We start from the raw sequence: 17,572 nt of genomic DNA, 5'->3' as shown, positions 1-17,572 counted from the left end.
GAATGCGCTATCTCACGTCCGTCTCGAAGCCCGATTTGATCGGTGCATGCATCACGATCGCGATCGGCGCGTTCGTAGCAGCGTGGTCACCGACGTACGGACTGCGCACCGGCCAGGTCATCGGACCCGGGTTCGTGCCGTTCGCGTTCGGAGTGGCGATGGCGGTCTTTGGCATCGCCGCGGTGGTCGGTGCGGTCATTCGGGCGCGCCGAGAAGCGATGGCCGACCGCCCCGCGGCGGCGGAGCGTGCGTCGTCCGGCGCTGTCGTCGAGGCTCCGGACGGCGGGGCGGCTTCCGAAATCAGGGAGGCTTCGGCCGCCGATGCGGACGGCGTCCGCATCGGCGGCGATGCCGAGGAAAGCACTGCCCCGACATGGCGCAAGGCCGGCATCGTGTTCATCGTTGCACTCGCGGCCGTCGCGCTCACCCCGGTGCTGGGCATCGCCGTCGCTTTCGGACTGGCAGCCGTCGCCATGCTGTGTTTCATCGACCGGGAGCGCTGGTGGCTCTCGATCATCGTCAGCGCCGGCGTGATGATTCTGCTCTACCTGCTGTTCGCCGATTTCTTGAAGATCCCGATCCCGATTGGACCGTGGGGATTTTAAATGTTTCATGACGTCATTCTCGGCTTCTCCGTCGCCCTCTCGCCGGAAAATCTGCTCTGGTGCCTGATCGGGGTCATCATTGGCACGATCGTGGGATTGTTGCCGGGCCTCGGGTCGGCCACCGGAGTGGCACTGCTGCTGCCCTTGACGGTGAACTTCGAACCGGTCACCGGTCTGATCATGCTGGCCGGCATCTACTACGGGTGCCAGTACGGATCGTCGATCGCCTCCACCTTGATCGCCACCCCCGGCGACTCGGCTAGCGTCGTCGTCGTGCTGGATGGCCATCCGATGGCCATGCAAGGTCGCGGCGGACAGGCGCTGGCGGCATCGGCCATTGCCTCGTTCGTAGCCGGCACCATCACGATCGTCCCGCTGATGCTGTTGGCGCCGGCATTCGCGCACGTCGCGCTCACGTTCGGGCCGCCGGAACTCTTCGCATTGATGATATTGGGCCTGGCCGGGGTGATCGGGTTCACCGGGTCGTCGCAGGCCAAGGGCCTGGCCATGGCCGCGTTCGGCGTCGTGATCGGCACCGTCGGTCTCGACCCGCAGTCCGGAGTCGCCCGATTCACGTTCGGCAACGTCAACATGATCAACGGAATCGGCTTCCTGCCGATCGTGATCGGCCTGTTCGCCATCGCCGAGGTACTGACGCAGGTCGGCGCCGGCTCGCACAAGCCGATTCACACCCGTGTGCGCGACATGATCCTACGCAAGGACGATTTGCGCCGACTGCCGAAGCCGATTGCTCGCGGCGGCGTGCTCGGGTTCTTCCTCGGCATCCTGCCCGGCGCGGGAGCCACTCTCGCGTCGTTCTTCGCCTACGACGTGGAACGGCGGACGTCGAAGAACGGTCACCAGTTCGGCAAGGGGGCGATCGAAGGCGTGGCGGCGCCGGAGGCCGCCAACAATGCCGCCACCAACGGCTCGTTCGTGCCGACACTGACCCTCGGCATCCCCGGTTCGGGGACGACGGCGGTACTGCTCGGCGCGTTCTTGCTGTATGGACTGCAGCCCGGCCCGCTGCTGCTCACCGAACAGCCGGACATCGCGTGGGGGCTGATGGCGTCGTTCTACATCGGCAACATTCTGCTGATCCTGCTCAACCTGCCGCTGGCGCCGTTCTTTGCGTCGATCTTGCGGGTTCGGTATTCGTTCTTGTACCCGATGATCATCGCGTTGTCGCTGATCGGCGCCTATGCGCTGGAAAACCGCATGTTCAATGTGTGGGTCGCCATGGCGTTCGGTCTGATCGGCTACTTCATGAAGCGTTACGACTGGCCGACCGTGCCGCTCCTTCTCGGTGTGATCCTCGGCCCGTTGATGGAGAAGAACCTGGTGCAGACCTCGCAGATCAGCGGCGGAAACTTCGGGATCTTCTTGACGCATCCGATAGCGCTGGCGATCTTCGCGGTCGCGATCCTGGTGGTCGCCGGCCCGCTGATCAGGAAGCTGTTCAACCGCTTGAAGGACTCAACGCGTAGCGGCCGGGACCGCCAAGATGCACTGAAGTAAGCGGCGGTTCGGCCCCCGTTGACGTCCCCGACCCCGCACCGCGTTTTGCGGTTCAGGCCCGGCGGGTGGAATCGTTTCCGGCTGCCCGCCCGGCCATGAATCCTCCAACTGCGGTGACCAGCATACTGAACGCCAACAGCGTTGCAGTTGCCCACAACGTGCCGCCGAACGCCGACACCGCGGCCAGCGCCACCGACGGGGCGAATCCGCCGATGGCTCCGGACACGTTGTAGGAAAGAGCCACGGCCGTGTACCGCGACCTGTCGCTGAACATCTGGGCCATCATCGACCCCAGCGCGCCGTACGGCAGCCCGAGCAGGCCGATCCCGACGCCTACGGCGATGATGACGAGTACCGGCGAACCGGTGCCGACCATGAGCATGAGCGGAAATGCCAGCACGACCGAGAGCAGCCCGGTGAATGCGACGGCCGCCCAGGGCGTGAACTTGTCGCCGAGTTGCCCGCCGATGAAGATCGCGATGCCCTCCAGTACGGCGCCGAGCATTGTGCCCGTGAGCATGATGTCCGCCGCCAGGTGCAATGAGTTGGTGCCGTAGCTGACGATGAAGGTCGTGAGCAGATAGAACGGGGCGCTGCCCACCAGGCTGGCGCACACCCCGACGAGCAACCGCCGCCAGCTCGTACGTATGACGTCGAACAGCGGAACCTTGACTTCACGACCGGTGGCGAGGAGTTTCTTGAATTCCGGCGTCTCGTCCACCCGGTAGCGGATGTACAGGGCGATACCCATCAGCACGAACGAGATCAGGAACGGAATTCGCCATCCCCAGGCTTCGAACTGATCGCGCGGCAACAGCGTGACCAGCGCGACGATGCCGCTGGACCCCAAGTTGCCGACCGGCGACCCGTACTGCGGCATCGCCCCGTAGAACGCGCGCTTCTTGGCCGGCGCGTGTTCGACGGCCATCAGCACGGCGCCGCCCCATTCGCCGCCGACCGACAGCCCTTCGACGATGCGCATCGTGACAAGCAGAATGGGAGCCCAGACGCCGATCGTCTGGTAGGTCGGCAGCAAGCCGATGGCGCCGGAACTGATCCCCATCACGAGGACCGTCGTGATGAGCGTGTTGCGCCGCCCGATCCGGTCGCCCAGGTGGCCGAAGATTATCGACCCGACGGGCCGTGCCGCGAATCCGATGGCGAACGACAAGAACGCGGCAATTGTGCTGACGGCCGGGTCGGACGACGGGAAGAACAACTTACCGAGGACCAGTGCGGCAAGCAGTCCGTAAACGAAATAGTCGTACCACTCGATTGCGGTGCCGATCAGCGAGCCGGCGGAAACTCGACGGAGTTGCTTGGTGTCGATCGTGTGCGGTTCGGGGTTTATTGCCTCGGACATTGCCGTGCCTCTCTGCCGGTCAACTACGCGGAACTTCCTTTATACCCTTGCATAATCTCATGCATCGTATAGCATCTACGGAAATCCCGTTGTTTGACGATTGTCGCCACGAAGGGCATCACATGTCATCGCGCCCGACCGGGTTTTCCCGGCATATCCCCCGCGCCCACCCGCTGTCGTGGGTGATGTTGATCGTCACCACGCTTGCCGTCTTGATGATCGCCATTGACCGGATGCTGCTGCCGACGGTCATGCCGGCCATCCTCGACGATTTTCATCTCACCACCACGCAAGGCGGAATCCTGATCGGCCTCAGCTATGCGGGAACGGTTGTCGGCGGACTGCTTCTTGGCATGTTCGGCGATGCGTTCGGCAAGGGCCCGGGCCGGGCATGGGGCTGGCTGGTGGCGGTGTTCGTCGCCTCGATTTCAGCGGTGATTACGGCATTCACGTCGTCGCTGGCCGCCCTGCGGGTGCTACGGGTGACGATGGGCATCGGCACCGGCGGCATGGAACCGGTGAACGTGACGATGGTCGGCGAATGGTGGCAACGCGAAGATCGCGGATTCGCCGTCGGAGCCCACCACACCGGTTTTCCGTTCGGCCAATTCCTGGGCCCGGTGCTGATCGGCGCCGTCATCGCGGCCGCCAGCTGGCGCGAAGTCTTCTTGTTCCTGCCGCTGATAGCGATCCCGATCGCCGTCCTGCAAATCATTTTGGCCCGGCCGAAGAATCTCGAACGAGTGAACCGGTGGATCCGCGCCCACGACATGACCCCGTCGGTTGAAACGGTACGCCGGGAAAAGCTGCATGTCGGCGAACGCGTCCGCGGCATGTTCCGGTCGGCGGCCGAGGCGCTGAAGACTCGTAATGTGTTCTTGGCGGTCATCCTCAACTTCATCTTCTTGTTCACCGAGACGTCGATCATTTCGTTCCTGACGTTGCAGCTGACGCGCGACGTCGGGGTGCCGCTGTCGACGGCGGCCATCATTGCCGGTGCCTCGGGCATCACCGGGTGGATTGGCCAGATCGTGTGGGGTGCAGCGTCCGATCACACCGGCCGGAAGTCGTCGCTAAAGATCCTCACGGTCGGCATGGCGATCACCATCGCGGCCATGGTGTTCATCCACTCGGTGGCGCTGGCGTGGATCATCCTGTTGTGCTGGGGCCTGGTGCGCAATTCGCCGTATCCGGTGATGTACGCGTCCATCATCGATGCAGTCCCGGAGGGCGCGTCGTCCGGCCTCGGCCTGATGATCGGCGTCGGGCTCGGCGCATCCGGCGTCGTCGCCGGCCCCATCGCCGGCATGATCGTGGGTAACCTGGGGTTCGTCTGGCACTACCTGTTTCTGGCGGCGTTGTGCCTGCTGGCTTTGATTCCGATCTCGTTCATCACCGACCCGACGAAGGACAAGAAGATGCAGGAAGCTTACCGTTGACCGGCGCCGGCTTGATTCCGGAAGGCGCCCAACTCGAGCGGGTCGCGACCGGCGCGCGCTGGGCCGAGGGGCCGGTGTGGCTGCCGGAACGCCGAGCGGTGCGCTTCAGCGACATTCACAATAACCGGATCCTTGAATACCTGGTCGATACCGGACTGCTCGAGGAGTACAACCGGAACGCGGAGTATACGAACGGACGCACTCTCGACCGCGACGGCGTCGTGATCGAATGCTCGCACGGGCTGCGTGCCGTGTGCCGCGATACCGGAACCGATGTCGAGGTGTTGGTTGACAGCTGGCACGGCCACAGTCTGAATTCCCCGAACGACGTCGTGGTGAAATCCGACGGCACTATTTGGTTCACCGATCCGACGTACGGCATCTCACGTCCCGAGGAAGGGCACGTCGGCTCGCCGGAATACGGCGACGCGTTCGTTTTCCGGGTCGATCCGTCGACGGGTGACCTGTCGGCGGTCGTCACCGATGTTGTCATGCCCAACGGGTTGGCTTTTTCGCCGGACGAATCGATTTTGTACGTGGCCGATTCCTCCGCCGCTACTCCCGACCGGGCAGCGAAGCCGCTCGAGGGCGCGGGACATTCGATTCACGCGTACGACATCGTCGGCGGGCGGCGGGCCAAGAACGGCAGAGAGTTCGCCGAGATCTCCCCCGGCATCCCGGACGGACTCCGCGTGGACACCAACGGCAACGTTTGGACGTCGAGCGCCGACTCGGTGCAGATTTTCACGCCGGACGCCGCACAGATCGGCAGTATCCCGGTTCCGGAAACCGTGGCGAACCTTTGCTTCGGCGAATCCGGCCGTCTGTTCATCACGGCCACCACCAGCCTGTACTCGATTCAGACGAACGCGCGCCCAGCTTAAGGCTTCGCCCTCAAGCGCTCTCGAGCAGCCGGGCGAGCGACCGGGAGACCTCCCGCTCAGAGGTGAGCCCGCCCACGACCTCGCAAACGGCACGGCTTTCCTCGTCGTCGCGGGCAAGAGCGGCCTGTGCCCGAGTATGCTGCAGCGTGCGTTCACCGGCCAGTCGCCGTACGGATTCGTAGCCGTCGAGTTCACCGACGAGCGACACGTCCCGGACGGCCGCAGCGAGCCTGGGGGCGAGGTCGAACGCGTCTTCGAGGCCCACGTTCAACGCGGAGCCGCCCGCATTGAAGACGTGCGCGGCGTCGCCGGCCAAAAAGACCCGGTCGCGACGATAGGCATCAGCCAGGCGGCTGTTACCGACTGTGCTTCGAATCGCCGTGGCATCCGTGAACGGAATTTCGGCGCCGGTCACTCGCCGCAGGCTTGCACGAAGTTCGTCGGCCGACAGGGCGTCGCCGGGTTCGGCGTCGCCGCGCGGTTCGCGGGTGCTGATCAGGTAGAGGTCGTCGGGGGCACTGCGGTCGAGGACGTCCATGGGCGCAATCGTGAGCCCGCCGCCGGCCAGCCGATTCATGCGCATTGCCGCGACTTCGCCGACGCCGGCAATCTCGAATCCGCCGTCGGTTCGCACCATCCGATCGGCGGAAATCCGCACGCGCGCGATCCGCGAGATCTCGTCGCCGGTGAAGCCCGGGAAGCCGATGTCGGCGTGTTTGCGGACAAAGCTGCGCGCGCCGTCGCACCCGACCAGAAAGCGCACGCGGATCTCGGTGGTGCCGTCGCCTGCGCACGCGTCGATACCGACGCCGGCGCCGTCCTGAGTAAAGCCGGCGACCTCGTGTCCGCGGTGAATCCGGGCGCCGTGCCGAACGGCTCGTGTCTCGAGGAGGTCCTCAAGACGGCGCTGCGGCACGGGAAGGATGTGCAGCGGGTTATCGTTTCCGCTGCCGAGGTCGAGTGCGAGAGGGCCGAATTGAAAAACGGGAGGCGACATGACTGCGAATTCCGTGCCGTTGAAGACTCCGCGCGAGGCGAGTTCGACTGCCGAATGACCGACGATGCCGTTCGCCTTCGGCGTCGATGACGGCGAGTCCGCCCGCTCGAGGACGACGACGTCGACGCCGCGTGCGGCAAGCTCACCGGCAAGCAGCAGCCCGACGGGGCCGGCGCCGACGACTGCGACGTCGATCGGGTTCGAGCCGTCATTCGTCATTGCGTCATTGTGGCGCATGTAACCGCGATCGTCAACTTAAGTTGACACTAGTTTTAGTGACTGTGCCGCGGCAGGCCCTTTGTTTGCGCGATCCGCTGATACCCGGTGGCGTCCTCCATCACCATGCCGGCGTCCATTTGACCGACGCTGTCCCTGTGGAGTTGCTGCCACGGAGTCTGCGAGGCAGGGCCGCGGTAGCCGCCGGCCGAGTCGAGCTTCGTGCGCCGCGCGGCGATCTCCTCATCGTCGACGAGCATGTCGACGCGCGCTTTCCGCAAGTCGACGCGCACCCGGTCACCCGTCCGGAGGACTGCCAGATTGCCGCCGGCCGCTGCCTCCGGTGAGGCATTGAGGATGGAGGGCGACCCGGAGGTGCCCGACTGGCGGCCGTCGCCGATGCAGGGCAGCGCGCCGATCCCGGCTTGCAGCAGCGCGGCCGGCGGCTGCATGTTGACGACCTCGGCAGCGCCCGGATAGCCGATCGGTCCGGCGCCACGCATGAACAGGATGCTGCGGGCGTCCACGCCCGGCTCGGTTTCGATCCGGGCGTGGTAGTCCTCGGGGCCGTCGAACACGATGGCGGTCCCCTCGAACGCGTCCGGATCACCGGGCTGTTGCAGGTACCGGCGGCGGAACTCGTCGTCGATGACGGAGGTCTTCATGATGGCGGCGTCGAAGATGTTGCCGGTCATGACGACGAAGCCGGCACTGTGCATCAGCGGATCCCGATAGGGCCGGATGACCTCGGGCTGCTCGATCACGGCGCCGCGACAGTTCTGCCCTATCGTCCGGCCGCTGACGGTCATGGCGTCGTCACGGATGGCTCCGGCGTCCATGAGCTGATTGACGACGGCAGGCACGCCGCCGGCACGGTAGAAGTCTTCGCCGAGATATTCGCCGGCCGGCTGCAGGTTGACCAGCAGCGGCAGGTCGTGGCCGTGCGTTTGCCAGTCCGACAACGACAGGTCGACTCCCATGTGGCGGGCAATGGCCTGCAAATGGATGGGCGCGTTAGTCGAGCCGCCGATGGCCGTGTTGACGGCGATGGCATTGAGGAAGGCATCGCGCGTGAGAATGTCGGACGGCTTCACGTCGTCCCGAACGAGGTCGACGATCCGGGCACCCGTCTGATAGGACATTTGCGCGCGTTGCCGGTAAGGCGCCGGGATGGCGGCGCCGCCCGGCAGCTCCATGCCGAGGGCCTCGGCGAGCGAATTCATGGTGGACGCGGTGCCCATGGTGTTACAGAAACCGACCGAGTTGGTGGACGACGCGACAAGCTCCAGAAACTCGTCGTAGTCGATGTCGCCGGTGGCCAGTTGTTCGCGGGCCTTCCAGACGATGGTGCCGGATCCGGTGCGCTGTCCGTCATGCCAGCCGTTGAGCATGGGGCCGACCGAGAGAGCAATCGCGGGAATGTTCACGGTGGCGGCGGCCATCAGCTGGGACGGTGTGGTCTTATCGCACCCGATGGTGAGAACGACGCCGTCGATCGGATAGCCGTACAGCAATTCGACAAGACCCAAGTAGGCGAGATTCCGGTCGAGTGCGGCGCCGGGGCGTTTGCCTGTCTCTTGGATCGGGTGGACCGGGAACTCGAGCGGAATACCGCCGGAGGCGATAATTCCGTCGCGCACTCGTTTCGCCAGCTCCAAATGGTGGCGGTTGCACGGCGAGAGGTCCGATCCGCTTTGGGCAATGCCGATAATGGGTTTGCCGGACTGCAATTCCTCGATCGTGATCCCGTAGTTGAGGTAGCGCTCGAGGTAAATCGCCGTCATTCCGGGGTTCGCCGGATCGTTGAACCATGACCGCGAACGCAATTCGCGGTTGTGATCGGAACTCAATGTGACCCCTTTGATCGTGGCGCCCGCCAGTGCCGGCGCTCGGCAGTGGCCTTGGGATGCACATTACCCGGCTGGCCCCGTTGCCGTGGGAGCGGTTCAGAGGTCGAGAAGCGCGGCCTCGGAACTCGTCGCGGCGTTCGCGCAAGACTTCTTGGGAAAGATCCGAGCGTCCTTGATCGCCTATGGCCGTGACGAACCATCCGAGGTCGGGAGGCGTTGAAAGCGCGGCGACGACGTCCCAATAAGCGAGGTTTTCGGCGTGACGGCCCGCTTCGGCTTCCCAGCCGGCGAGCACGTCGTCGGCGGCAGCAGCGCCGTAACACAGCACGGCGTCGCACCGCAGCGATCCGAGATCGACGCCGGCGTCGCCGATGCCCGCGCAATCCCAATCGATGACGGCGGCGAGTTCGCCGTCGTTCCACAGCACGTTGCCCTGCCAGAGGTCGCCGTGCACGAAGCCGGACGGCGCGGGAGTGGCGGACGAGGCAACGGCATCCTCCGCTCGGCGCAACAGAGGTTCGGGTTCGCTCGTTCGGCGGAGTGCAGCGAAGTCGACAATCTCAATGGGGCGAGTACGAGTGGGAAGCTTCCCGGGAGCCGCAACCGCGTGAATTCGTGCGGCCGTCCGGCCCAAGGCTCGGAGCCGGTTGACGTCAGGCGCCTGCGGAATCGTGCTGGCACCTTCGACGGCGCTAATCAGGAGAAGTGGGCGGTCGCCGTCCGGCCGGAAACCGTACACCTCGGGGACGGGAACTCCGCACCCGCCGGCGGCAGTGAGCGCCGCGGCCTCGAGCTCCGTGGCGGCCGGATCGTCGCTCTCGCCGATTCGCAGGACAGCCGAGCGCCCCGGCGTCGATGCCGTGCCGGCCGTTGTCAGCAGCCACGGCGCGCCGCCTTCGCGAAGGCCGTGCCAGTCGACGACGGGGCCGGCACCAAGGATCTCTTCGGCCCATCCGAACCAGCGCGACCCGGCGACGTCGTCCATGACCGGTTACACCGCGAACGAGACTTCGTCGGTCGCGACGGTTCCACCGGTCTTGCGGGGAGCCTCTTGATACGTCCAATACAAGTTGGTGTGCGCGATGACTTGTTCCGGCGGCGGTGCGCCGAAGTCGCTGAGGTCGTTCGTGGTGTGAGCATCGCTGACGAGCACGGCGTCGTATCCGCGGGCGAAGCCGCCATGCAGTGTTGACCGGATGCACTGGTCGGTTTCCGCGCCAACGACGATCAAGCTTCCGACCGCCCGCGCGGCGAGGACGGCTTCGAGGTCGGTCGCCTCGAACGCATCGGCGTACTGTTTGTCAACGAGAGGCTCGGAGTCGAGCCGGGAAAGTTCGGGCACGAGCTGCCAGCCGTCGCTACCGCGCGGGAGTTCGTCGCTGTTGTTTTGGACCCAGATCACGTCGGTTCCGGCAGCTCGCGCTTTGTCGACGAGAGCGGCGATATTGGCAACCACCGCATCTCGATTGTGGGCTTCGGCAACCACCATTTGTTGCACGTCGACCACGAGCAATGCGGAGTTGGGCCGGTGTTCAAGCGTTGTCATGACCTCTCCCAAGGCAGTATCGGTTGGGCGGAGCGAATAATGAGACAGGCTACGCCACGGCACCGACAACGGCTATCGAAAAAGCGCCGGCGGACCGGTCAGGCGAGTTTTTCCCCGTACAGTTCGTAGAGTCCGTTCCACCGATCGTTGGGAAGGTTGACCAGATCGGTGGGCTCGCCGGCAAGGTGCCCGGCCAGTGCATCGAGATGGTAGTGCCAGCCGGCAAGCGTCGGTGCCCGGTACTCGTCCGGCAATTCCAGCGTGCTGCTGAACGCCAGGCCGGTGACCTCGCCGCCCTCATCGCGCAGTTCCCAACGCAGGACGCCGTGCGGATCGCCCCGGGTTTCCAACAGAGACTCCGGCTCGAGCTGCGTGATCACCGTTTGCATCGTGACCGAGTCACCATTCTTGTCGGTGTTGAGCCACCGCATGGTGAATTCACCGCCGACTTCGACATCCAGCACGGCCTGACCCCACCAATTGATCAGCTGATCCCCCTGGGTCAGCGCTGCCCAGACGGATTCGACCGGGTGGTGCAGGCGCCTTGAGAAGCTGATCACACTCCGGCCGTCTCCGGCGTTTTCAACAGTGCCGTCCGCTGTTTCACTCTGTCCATCGATTGACATGTCGGCCCCTCCGCGATGTTGGGTACGGCCCAGTGTACAGAATCACGGCTCGGTACGCGGACGTCGCGCGAGCACCGCGTCCTTACTGCCCGGCAACCAGTTTTTCGAGCACCGAGGCCAGCGACGCGGCCGGCCGGCCGAGGATCCGTTCGAGGGCGGGGTCGGTCACGGCAAACTCACCGCGGCGCGCCGCACGGAAGATCCCGAGCGTGAACTCCGCCGCCCCGTCCGGCATTCCGTGCGCGATTGCACCGGCCTTCCATTCATCGTCGCCCACGATCACTCGGGAGATCCGCCGCCCGGTGAGATCCGACAGGATGCCGGCGACGGCCTCCAGGTCGAGGGTTTCCGGCCCGGTCAGCGGCGCCGTCGGGCCACTCAGCTCGCCGTCAGCCGAGCCGCCGTCAGCCAGTGCGATGGCGGCCGCTTCGGCCAGGTCCGCGTGAGTGGTCCACGAAACCGGACCGTCATCCGGAGCACTCAGGGTGCCGCTCTCCAATGCGTTGCCGATGAGCCATGGCACCGTAGCAGCGTAGAAGCCATTACGAAGCGACGTGAACGCGCCGTGTTGTTCGGCGAAATACCGCTCGGTGGCGGCGTGATCACGCATGGGCGGGAACAGCGAATCGCTCGAAACGGCTTGATGACTTGTGTAAACGACCCGTGCCGCACCCGCCGCCCGCGCCGCGTCGATCGCATTCGTGTGTTGGGCGACGGCTTCGGACCCGGTAGCACCCGAGGACACGACGAACACCTGATCGGCGCCTTCAAAGGCATAGGAAAGCGTGTCGGGTTCCGAATAGTCGCCACGGCGAACCCGTACTCCTCGCTTCGCCAGTTCGGCGGCCTTGGCCGTATCGCGGACACTGACGCCGACCTGATCGGCAGGGATCCGAGCGAGCAATTGGTCGACGATCTGTGAGCCGAGCTGCCCGGTCGCTCCGGTCAAAACAATCATGTCTTCCCCTTTTAGATATCAATGGAATCGTATTTTGAATATCAACGATAATTTAACGATAGCACTATTGCGTTATCGTTGGAACATGAGCGAGACGGCAATGAGCGATCCACCCCGAAGCGACACCCGGACAACTATCGTCGAGGTCGCTGCGCGGTTGCTTGCCGAGCACGGGGAGGCGGCGCTGACCACTCGCGGTGTCGCGCATGCGGCGGGAGTCCAGGCGCCGGCGATCTACCGGCTATTCGGTGACAAGGACGGCCTGCTGGACGCCGTGGCCGAGCACGTGATGGCCACGTACGTCGCGTCGAAGTCGGCGACTGCCGAGTCGGAATCCGAGGTCGCGGGCGACCCGATCGCAGAGCTTCGGGCCGGATGGAACTTGCACGTCGAATTTGGACTGGCGAACCCGACGCTCTTCAGGCTGCTCAACGTGCCCGGTTGGGGCAGGCAGTCACCCGCAACGACGTCCGGCATCGAGATCTTGCGTTCGCGGGTGCACCGAGTCGCGTCGGCCGGGCGGCTTCGAGTCAGTGAAGAGCGGGCCGTCAACCTCATTCACGCTGCCGGCACCGGCGCCGTCCTGGCGTTGTTGGCGATGCCGGACAGTGAGCGCGATCCCGGGCTGGCGGATGCCATGTATGACGCCGTGTCGCACGCTATGCTGACCGAGGCTCGCGCGTTCGATACAAGAGAAAAGGAAGCTCGGGACGAGGTGCAAGCAGCCACGGTCACGTTCCGGACGCTTGTGCCCCGGCTGTCCAAACTCAGCGATTCCGAGCGCACGCTCATGACCGAGTGGCTCGACAGGGCCGTCGAATGAAGGTGCTCATCTCGGGTGCGGGAATCGCCGGCGCGACGGCTGCCGCCCTGCTGGGCCGAATCGGCCATCGGGTGACAGTCGTCGAGCGCGATCAAGGCGTGCGCTCGAGCGGTAATCCAGTCGACGTGCGCGGCCGTGCGTACGACGTCGCCCGGCGCCTCGGACTCGTGTCGCAGTTGCGTGAGGCGAGCACGCACGTACGTGAACTCGCGATAGTGAATTCGGTCGGACGCCGGGTCGCCGGCTTGGCCACGCAAAAGACTCCGGGCCGCGAGTTGGAAGTGCCGCGGACCGATCTGTGCTCCATCCTGATCGATGCGGCGCGCGACGACGTCGACTTCCGATTCGACGATGTGATCACCGGCCTCGAGTCCGGCACCCACGGCGTCGACGCGACATTCGACCGTGCGCCCGGCGAGAGTTTTGACTTGGTGATCGGCGCAGACGGACTGCACTCGAACGTTCGGCGCATGGCCTACGGTCCGGATCGCGATTACATCCGCCACCTCGGCATGTATATCGCGACCGTGCGAATGGCCGGGCCTCCGGAACGAAGCGACGCGGTGCTGATGTACAACGAGCCGGGTACCGCCATCGCACTGCATCCGGGCACCGGCAATCCGGTTGCGGCCTTGATGTTTCGCTCGCGCGCGCGGGTTGATCCGCGCGACAAGCCTGCTGCGGCAAGTCTGCTGGAGCAGCGCTATGCGTCGGGCGGCTGGCGCACGGCCGAAGTTCTCGCCGCCTTTCGCGGCGCGGACGACACGTATTTCGACGCCATCAGCCGCGTTCGTGTTCCGCGGTGGTCGCGAGGCCGAACCACGCTGCTGGGCGACGCGGCGTCCTGCGTTTCGTTGTTCGGCGACGGATCCAGCTCGGCGATGAGCGGCGCTATGACCCTGGCCGAGGCACTCGACGATTCGCCGCGCGACGTCACAGCCGCATTGGGCCGGTATGAACGGGTCCAACGGGTCCGAGCCGACCGAGGGCAACGGGCGGCAACCCCGGCATCACACGTACTGATTCCCGCCTCGCGTACCGGAATCACGCTGCGCAACGCAGTACTCGGAGTTGCCGGCCGGCGATAGACCGTTACGAGCGGCCACGCCGGCGCCGAGGGCTAATGCCGCGTCGCTGTCTCGCGCTCGTTTGCCAACAGGGCGTACATCATCCCGTCGTGCCACACACCGGATCGGTGCAGCGATTCACCGACCGTGTAGGCCTCGCGACGCATGCCGACCCGCTCCATCAATCGCCAGGACGGCTCATTGACCGCGAAACATTCGGCCTCAAGACGCCGCAGCCCGAGTTCGTCAAAGGCGATCCGGATGAGTTCCCGCACGGCCTCGGTGGCATAACCGCGTCCGGTGTGATCCGGGTTGAAACACCACCCGAGTTGCCCCTGCGTGCGTTTCGCTTGGTCGGCAACTTCAGCCTGTGCCCACGCATCGACGACATCGAGCTGGAGGTCGCCGATCACGACGCCGTCCAATTCAACGACCAGCGTTTTGTCGAGGTGTTCGGGCGTAAGAATCTTAGCCGCGAAATCGTCTCGATCCACCGACCGGCCGGATAACCATCGGTTGACCGGCTCGAGACGTCGATACGCCCACAGATCGTCGAGGTCACCGGCGTCAATCGGGCGAATGGCGAGACGTTCGGTGTAGGCGGGCCAGGTCAGGTCGACAAGTTTCACCGGCCGACCTCCGCTGCAGCTCCCGTCGAACCCCATTGAGCCATCGCGCTGCGAATATGTTCGGGCGTGAGCATGAATGCCGGCATCAACTCTTCCCAGCCGCGCTCTTTCGTCCGCCGGGCGTAGGCGTCGTGCGCGGCATCGACCGGGTTGGCGGTGTCGAGCCCGCTACCGTTTTCGCCCATCAGGCTGAGGTGGTACATCCAGACGGATCCGTCCGCTTCGGTGTGTTTGAACGTGGCTTCGAAAACGGCGCGTTCGGCCGGCAGCGTCGTCAGGCATTCGTCATACCGCTCGGTCAGCATCTGCATCCACTCGTCGAATTGTGCTTCTTTGCCGTCGAGGAGTTTCGCCCGGCTGAGCTCGAGGCGCAGGCCGTCCGGCACCGTGGACGGCATCGGATGGCCGGTGAACGTAGCCGGATCGACCGGACGGAACGGGGTATACGGTACGGAATCGCTCATCCGGTCAGTATTGCATCAGGCCCCGACGCTGTGCGCGACAAATTTCGCGGCTCGGGCGACGGTCCGGTACCCGGCGTCTTCGGCAACGCACCCTGTCAGCAGGGCGCCAACGGCGGCAGCGCCGGTGAGCATCGCGGCACGGCGCGTCGTCATGGTTCCTCCCGGAGTGCGAATTCGGACACCAGTCAACTTCTACACCCGGACTGTCGGCTCGGTGTTCTTTGTATTCGTGCAACGCATCGGGCCTACGACGGGTACGGCGCCGGCAATGCGCCGGTCCGGATGTCCTCGCAATACGAACGGGACGGTTCCGCCGGTTGAGTCGTTCCACCGACTGATCTTGTCCGGCTCCGCCGGCAGCACGGTTACACCCGGCACGATGAACTCCTCGAGCGATTGCCCAGCGGCTTTTCGCGTGCGCTCCGCAACGGCGTCGGACGCCGGCGAGATCGCGCGAGTCCATCGGTTGTCCCGATCGGCATATTACGGAATCTCCGACGATAGCGAATCGGGCGAGCAACGTAAATCATCCATTCGTCACCTGGATGCTCGACCGGAGCCGCCGCTCCGCGAATTAGAATCACGGTATGGCAGTCGTGAAGATCAATGCAGTAAAAGTTCCGGACCACGCGCACGCGGAGTTCGAGCGCCGCTTCGGCAATCGAGCCGGCACCATCGACACCAGCCCGGGATTTCGCGGCTTCGAGATGTTGCGCCCGGTTGCCGGGGACGACCGGTACTTCATCGTCACGCGGTGGGATGACGACGAGTCCTACGAGGCGTGGCGCGATAGCACGGCCCGTGCTGCGCACAAGGGCGAGCAGGGCAAGCCGGTCTTTTCCGAGGCAAACGTGCTCGAATTCGAGGTCGTTTTGGACGTCAAGCCCAAGCAGTAGCCCGCACACCGGCCGTCGTTCCACGCCGTCCGCGTAAGCCGTCACGTCGTGCCCCCGGCTCCCGAGGGCACGACGCCTGCGTGCGTCACCCTTATCGGGCGACTTTCTCCTTTTCGGATCCCTCCGTGGAGCGCGCCTTCATCTCGACCGTCGTGCGCAACGGCACTTCACGGACAAAAACCACGGCCAGCAGTGTCGCGATCGAAACGATGGCCGCGATCAGGAAGATGTTTCCGAACGCGTCCCCGTACGAGTGATGAATCAACGTCTGGATCGGCGCGGGAAGCGAACCGATATCGAGATTGCCGCCGCCCGAATTCGCACCGGCACCGCTGCCGCCCATGCCGAGCTTTTGCATGCCGCTGGCGATCTTGTCCCCCACCTGCTTGGTCAGGACGGCACCCAGCACCGAGACGCCGATTGCTCCGCCGAGGGAGCGGAAGAACGAGATTGTCGCCGACGCGGCTCCGACGTCCTTCACATCAACGGTGTTCTGTACGGCAAGCACAATGTTCTGAATCAGCGTTCCGACGCCGAGGCCCATGGCCGCCATGAAGACGGCGACCTGCCAGTACGGCGTCGTATGGTCGAGCGTGCCAAGCCCACCGAGCCCAATGAGCATCAAGATGCTGCCGAAGAGCATGATCGGCTTCCACCGGCCGGTTCGTGTGACGATTTGTCCGCCAATGGTCGCCGACAGCATCTGGGACACAATCAGCGGAATAGTCATCAGTCCGGCCTTGGTCGGAGTATTGCCGACGGCGAGCTGGAAGTACTGGGTGAGGAAGATGACGGCACCGAACATGGCCACGCCGACGGCGAGGCTGGCCACGATCATGAGGGCGGTCGTCGAATTCCGCAGCACGCGGATCGGCACCATCGGGTTGCTGACGCGAAGTTCGACGATGACGGCGAGGGTCGCGGCGATCAAGAAGCCGATCAGGTACGCACCGGACTGCCAGGAAATCCAGTCGTAGTCGCTGCCGGCAAATGTCACCCACAGCATCGGGAGAGCTGCGGCGACGGCCAACAGGAATCCGCCGAAGTAATCGATGCGGACGTGTTTACGCGGCATGGCCGGCAGACGCAGCTTCCAGGCGAGCAGGATGAGCGCGATGATCGCGAGCGGAACGCAGACGTAGAAGCACCAGCGCCAGTTGAGGTTATCGGTGATGATTCCGCCAAGCAGAGGCCCGGAAACCGTCGCGACGGCCATGACCGCACCCATGTAACCGGCGTAACGGCCGCGTTGGCGCGGCGCGATGATCGTGCCCATGATGGACTGGACCATTGCCGTGAGGCCGCCCATTGCAAGCCCCTGGACGGCGCGCGCGACCATGAGCAGCGAGACCGACTGGGTGAAACCGGCAGTGACCGATCCGGCTACAAACATCACGATAGCGATCTGAGTGAGCAGCTTCTTGTCGAACAGATCGGAAAGCTTGCCCCAGATCGGGGTGCTGATGGTCATGGCCAGCAGGCTCGACGTGATAACCCACGTGTACTGACGCTGCGTGCCGTGCAAGTCAGCCATGATTGTGGGCAGTGCGGTCGACACGATCGTATTGGAGATCAATGCCGTGAAGAGTGCGGCCAAGAGCCCGAGCATCACCTCGAGTACTTCGCGATGCGAAAGCTCTCCAGCTTCGGCTTTGGTAGGCGCGGTCTCTGCGCTCATGCGATAGTTGCTC

The 17,572-nt window shown here is 64.7% G+C and carries 18 protein-coding genes and 1 pseudogene; 7 read left to right on the top strand and 12 right to left on the bottom strand.

All coding sequences use genetic code 11. From position 1 onward, the window contains the following. Positions 1-2: 2 nt before the first annotated feature. Positions 3-605 carry a tripartite tricarboxylate transporter TctB family protein gene (locus BJY26_RS07190; RefSeq protein WP_179426922.1) on the top strand — a complete coding sequence of 201 codons (603 nt, stop codon included), beginning with the start codon at positions 3-5 and terminating at the stop codon, positions 603-605. After that, on the top strand, positions 606-2,123 hold the full coding sequence (locus BJY26_RS07185; RefSeq protein WP_179426920.1) for a tripartite tricarboxylate transporter permease: 1,518 nt from the start codon (positions 606-608) through the stop codon (positions 2,121-2,123). A 52-nt stretch (positions 2,124-2,175) separates the two neighbouring features. Here BJY26_RS07185 and BJY26_RS07180 read toward each other — a convergent pair whose 3' ends face one another. Then, a complete protein-coding gene (locus BJY26_RS07180) occupies positions 2,176-3,486 on the bottom strand; it encodes an MFS transporter (protein WP_179426918.1) in 1,311 nt (436 codons plus the stop codon). Between the two features lie 122 nt (positions 3,487-3,608). On the opposite strand from BJY26_RS07180, the gene BJY26_RS07175 reads away from it, so the two are divergent. Both BJY26_RS07175 and BJY26_RS07170 read left to right on the top strand, forming a co-directional pair. Further along, positions 3,609-4,925 (top strand): MFS transporter, encoded by a 1,317-nt coding sequence (locus BJY26_RS07175; RefSeq protein WP_218852316.1) that lies wholly within the window; start codon positions 3,609-3,611, stop codon positions 4,923-4,925. Then, a complete protein-coding gene (locus tag BJY26_RS07170) occupies positions 4,922-5,809 on the top strand; it encodes an SMP-30/gluconolactonase/LRE family protein (protein WP_179426916.1) in 888 nt (295 codons plus the stop codon). The genes BJY26_RS07175 and BJY26_RS07170 overlap by 4 nt, the downstream gene beginning before the upstream one ends. 10 nt (positions 5,810-5,819) lie before the next feature. On the opposite strand, the gene BJY26_RS07165 is transcribed toward BJY26_RS07170, so the two are convergent. The 6 genes and pseudogenes from BJY26_RS07165 to BJY26_RS07145 form a co-directional block, all read right to left on the bottom strand. After that, positions 5,820-7,025 carry an FAD-dependent oxidoreductase gene (locus BJY26_RS07165; protein WP_179426914.1) on the bottom strand — a complete coding sequence of 402 codons (1,206 nt, stop codon included), beginning with the start codon at positions 7,023-7,025 and terminating at the stop codon, positions 5,820-5,822. Between the two features lie 53 nt (positions 7,026-7,078). Next, positions 7,079-8,872, bottom strand: a complete 1,794-nt coding sequence (locus BJY26_RS07160; protein WP_237249060.1) for an IlvD/Edd family dehydratase — start codon at positions 8,870-8,872, stop codon at positions 7,079-7,081. Positions 8,873-9,146: 274 nt separating this feature from the next. Next, positions 9,147-9,857 (bottom strand): annotated as a pseudogene (locus BJY26_RS19700) (phosphotransferase enzyme family protein); the annotation flags it as partial. Positions 9,858-9,863: 6 nt separating this feature from the next. Continuing rightward, positions 9,864-10,418: a cysteine hydrolase family protein gene (locus BJY26_RS07155; RefSeq protein ID WP_179426912.1), complete on the bottom strand. Its 555-nt coding sequence runs from the start codon at positions 10,416-10,418 to the stop codon at positions 9,864-9,866. Positions 10,419-10,516: 98 nt separating this feature from the next. Next, positions 10,517-11,044, bottom strand: coding sequence for an SRPBCC domain-containing protein (locus tag BJY26_RS07150; RefSeq protein ID WP_179426910.1), 528 nt, complete (start codon positions 11,042-11,044; stop codon positions 10,517-10,519). A gap of 82 nt (positions 11,045-11,126) precedes the next feature. Continuing rightward, positions 11,127-12,002, bottom strand: coding sequence for an NAD(P)H-binding protein (locus BJY26_RS07145; protein ID WP_179426908.1), 876 nt, complete (start codon positions 12,000-12,002; stop codon positions 11,127-11,129). A gap of 100 nt (positions 12,003-12,102) precedes the next feature. On the opposite strand from BJY26_RS07145, the gene BJY26_RS07140 reads away from it, so the two are divergent. Continuing rightward, entirely contained in the window at positions 12,103-12,825 is a 723-nt protein-coding gene (locus BJY26_RS07140; protein ID WP_179426906.1) for a TetR/AcrR family transcriptional regulator, read from the top strand. After that, a complete protein-coding gene (locus BJY26_RS07135; RefSeq protein WP_179426904.1) occupies positions 12,822-13,913 on the top strand; it encodes an FAD-dependent monooxygenase in 1,092 nt (363 codons plus the stop codon). The genes BJY26_RS07140 and BJY26_RS07135 overlap by 4 nt, the downstream gene beginning before the upstream one ends. Before the next feature lie 32 nt (positions 13,914-13,945). Here BJY26_RS07135 and BJY26_RS07130 read toward each other — a convergent pair whose 3' ends face one another. Genes BJY26_RS07130 through BJY26_RS07115 form a run of 4 tightly spaced genes read right to left on the bottom strand, consistent with a single transcriptional unit; the run spans position 13,946 to position 15,363 of the window. Next, positions 13,946-14,521: a GNAT family N-acetyltransferase gene (locus BJY26_RS07130; protein WP_237249061.1), complete on the bottom strand. Its 576-nt coding sequence runs from the start codon at positions 14,519-14,521 to the stop codon at positions 13,946-13,948. Then, a complete protein-coding gene (locus tag BJY26_RS07125) occupies positions 14,518-14,985 on the bottom strand; it encodes a DUF6176 family protein (protein WP_179426900.1) in 468 nt (155 codons plus the stop codon). The genes BJY26_RS07130 and BJY26_RS07125 overlap by 4 nt, the downstream gene beginning before the upstream one ends. A gap of 15 nt (positions 14,986-15,000) precedes the next feature. Beyond that, entirely contained in the window at positions 15,001-15,138 is a 138-nt protein-coding gene (locus BJY26_RS07120) for a hypothetical protein (RefSeq protein WP_179426898.1), read from the bottom strand. Positions 15,139-15,177: 39 nt separating this feature from the next. Then, entirely contained in the window at positions 15,178-15,363 is a 186-nt protein-coding gene (locus tag BJY26_RS07115) for a hypothetical protein (protein WP_179426896.1), read from the bottom strand. Positions 15,364-15,572: 209 nt separating this feature from the next. Here BJY26_RS07115 and BJY26_RS07110 point away from each other — a divergent pair, with 209 nt between their 5' ends. After that, entirely contained in the window at positions 15,573-15,881 is a 309-nt protein-coding gene (locus tag BJY26_RS07110) for an antibiotic biosynthesis monooxygenase family protein (RefSeq protein WP_179426894.1), read from the top strand. A gap of 91 nt (positions 15,882-15,972) precedes the next feature. Here the strand turns inward: BJY26_RS07110 and BJY26_RS07105 are convergent, their stop codons facing one another. Beyond that, on the bottom strand, positions 15,973-17,559 hold the full coding sequence (locus tag BJY26_RS07105; protein ID WP_179426892.1) for an MDR family MFS transporter: 1,587 nt from the start codon (positions 17,557-17,559) through the stop codon (positions 15,973-15,975). Between the last annotated feature and the right edge of the window lie 13 nt (positions 17,560-17,572).

Origin of the sequence: Spelaeicoccus albus (assembly GCF_013409065.1) — a bacterium.
Lineage (GTDB): Bacteria > Actinomycetota > Actinomycetes > Actinomycetales > Brevibacteriaceae > Spelaeicoccus > Spelaeicoccus albus.
This window is presented reverse-complemented; position numbering and strand designations above follow the sequence as displayed.

What these genes read in the sequence shown, in the direction of transcription:
- BJY26_RS07190 (WP_179426922.1), top strand. Translation starts at nt 3, where the DNA reads ATGCGCTATCTCACGTCCGTCTCGAAGCCCGATTTGATCGGTGCATGC.
- BJY26_RS07110 (WP_179426894.1), top strand. Translation starts at nt 15,573, where the DNA reads ATGGCAGTCGTGAAGATCAATGCAGTAAAAGTTCCGGACCACGCGCAC.
- BJY26_RS07155 (WP_179426912.1), bottom strand. Translation starts at nt 10,418, where the DNA reads ATGACAACGCTTGAACACCGGCCCAACTCCGCATTGCTCGTGGTCGAC.
- BJY26_RS07145 (WP_179426908.1), bottom strand. Translation starts at nt 12,002, where the DNA reads ATGATTGTTTTGACCGGAGCGACCGGGCAGCTCGGCTCACAGATCGTC.
- BJY26_RS07135 (WP_179426904.1), top strand. Translation starts at nt 12,822, where the DNA reads ATGAAGGTGCTCATCTCGGGTGCGGGAATCGCCGGCGCGACGGCTGCC.
- BJY26_RS07165 (WP_179426914.1), bottom strand. Translation starts at nt 7,025, where the DNA reads ATGACGAATGACGGCTCGAACCCGATCGACGTCGCAGTCGTCGGCGCC.
- BJY26_RS07175 (WP_218852316.1), top strand. Translation starts at nt 3,609, where the DNA reads ATGTCATCGCGCCCGACCGGGTTTTCCCGGCATATCCCCCGCGCCCAC.
- BJY26_RS07150 (WP_179426910.1), bottom strand. Translation starts at nt 11,044, where the DNA reads ATGTCAATCGATGGACAGAGTGAAACAGCGGACGGCACTGTTGAAAAC.
- BJY26_RS07180 (WP_179426918.1), bottom strand. Translation starts at nt 3,486, where the DNA reads ATGTCCGAGGCAATAAACCCCGAACCGCACACGATCGACACCAAGCAA.
- BJY26_RS07120 (WP_179426898.1), bottom strand. Translation starts at nt 15,138, where the DNA reads ATGACGACGCGCCGTGCCGCGATGCTCACCGGCGCTGCCGCCGTTGGC.
- BJY26_RS07185 (WP_179426920.1), top strand. Translation starts at nt 606, where the DNA reads ATGTTTCATGACGTCATTCTCGGCTTCTCCGTCGCCCTCTCGCCGGAA.
- BJY26_RS07125 (WP_179426900.1), bottom strand. Translation starts at nt 14,985, where the DNA reads ATGAGCGATTCCGTACCGTATACCCCGTTCCGTCCGGTCGATCCGGCT.
- BJY26_RS07140 (WP_179426906.1), top strand. Translation starts at nt 12,103, where the DNA reads ATGAGCGATCCACCCCGAAGCGACACCCGGACAACTATCGTCGAGGTC.
- BJY26_RS07105 (WP_179426892.1), bottom strand. Translation starts at nt 17,559, where the DNA reads ATGAGCGCAGAGACCGCGCCTACCAAAGCCGAAGCTGGAGAGCTTTCG.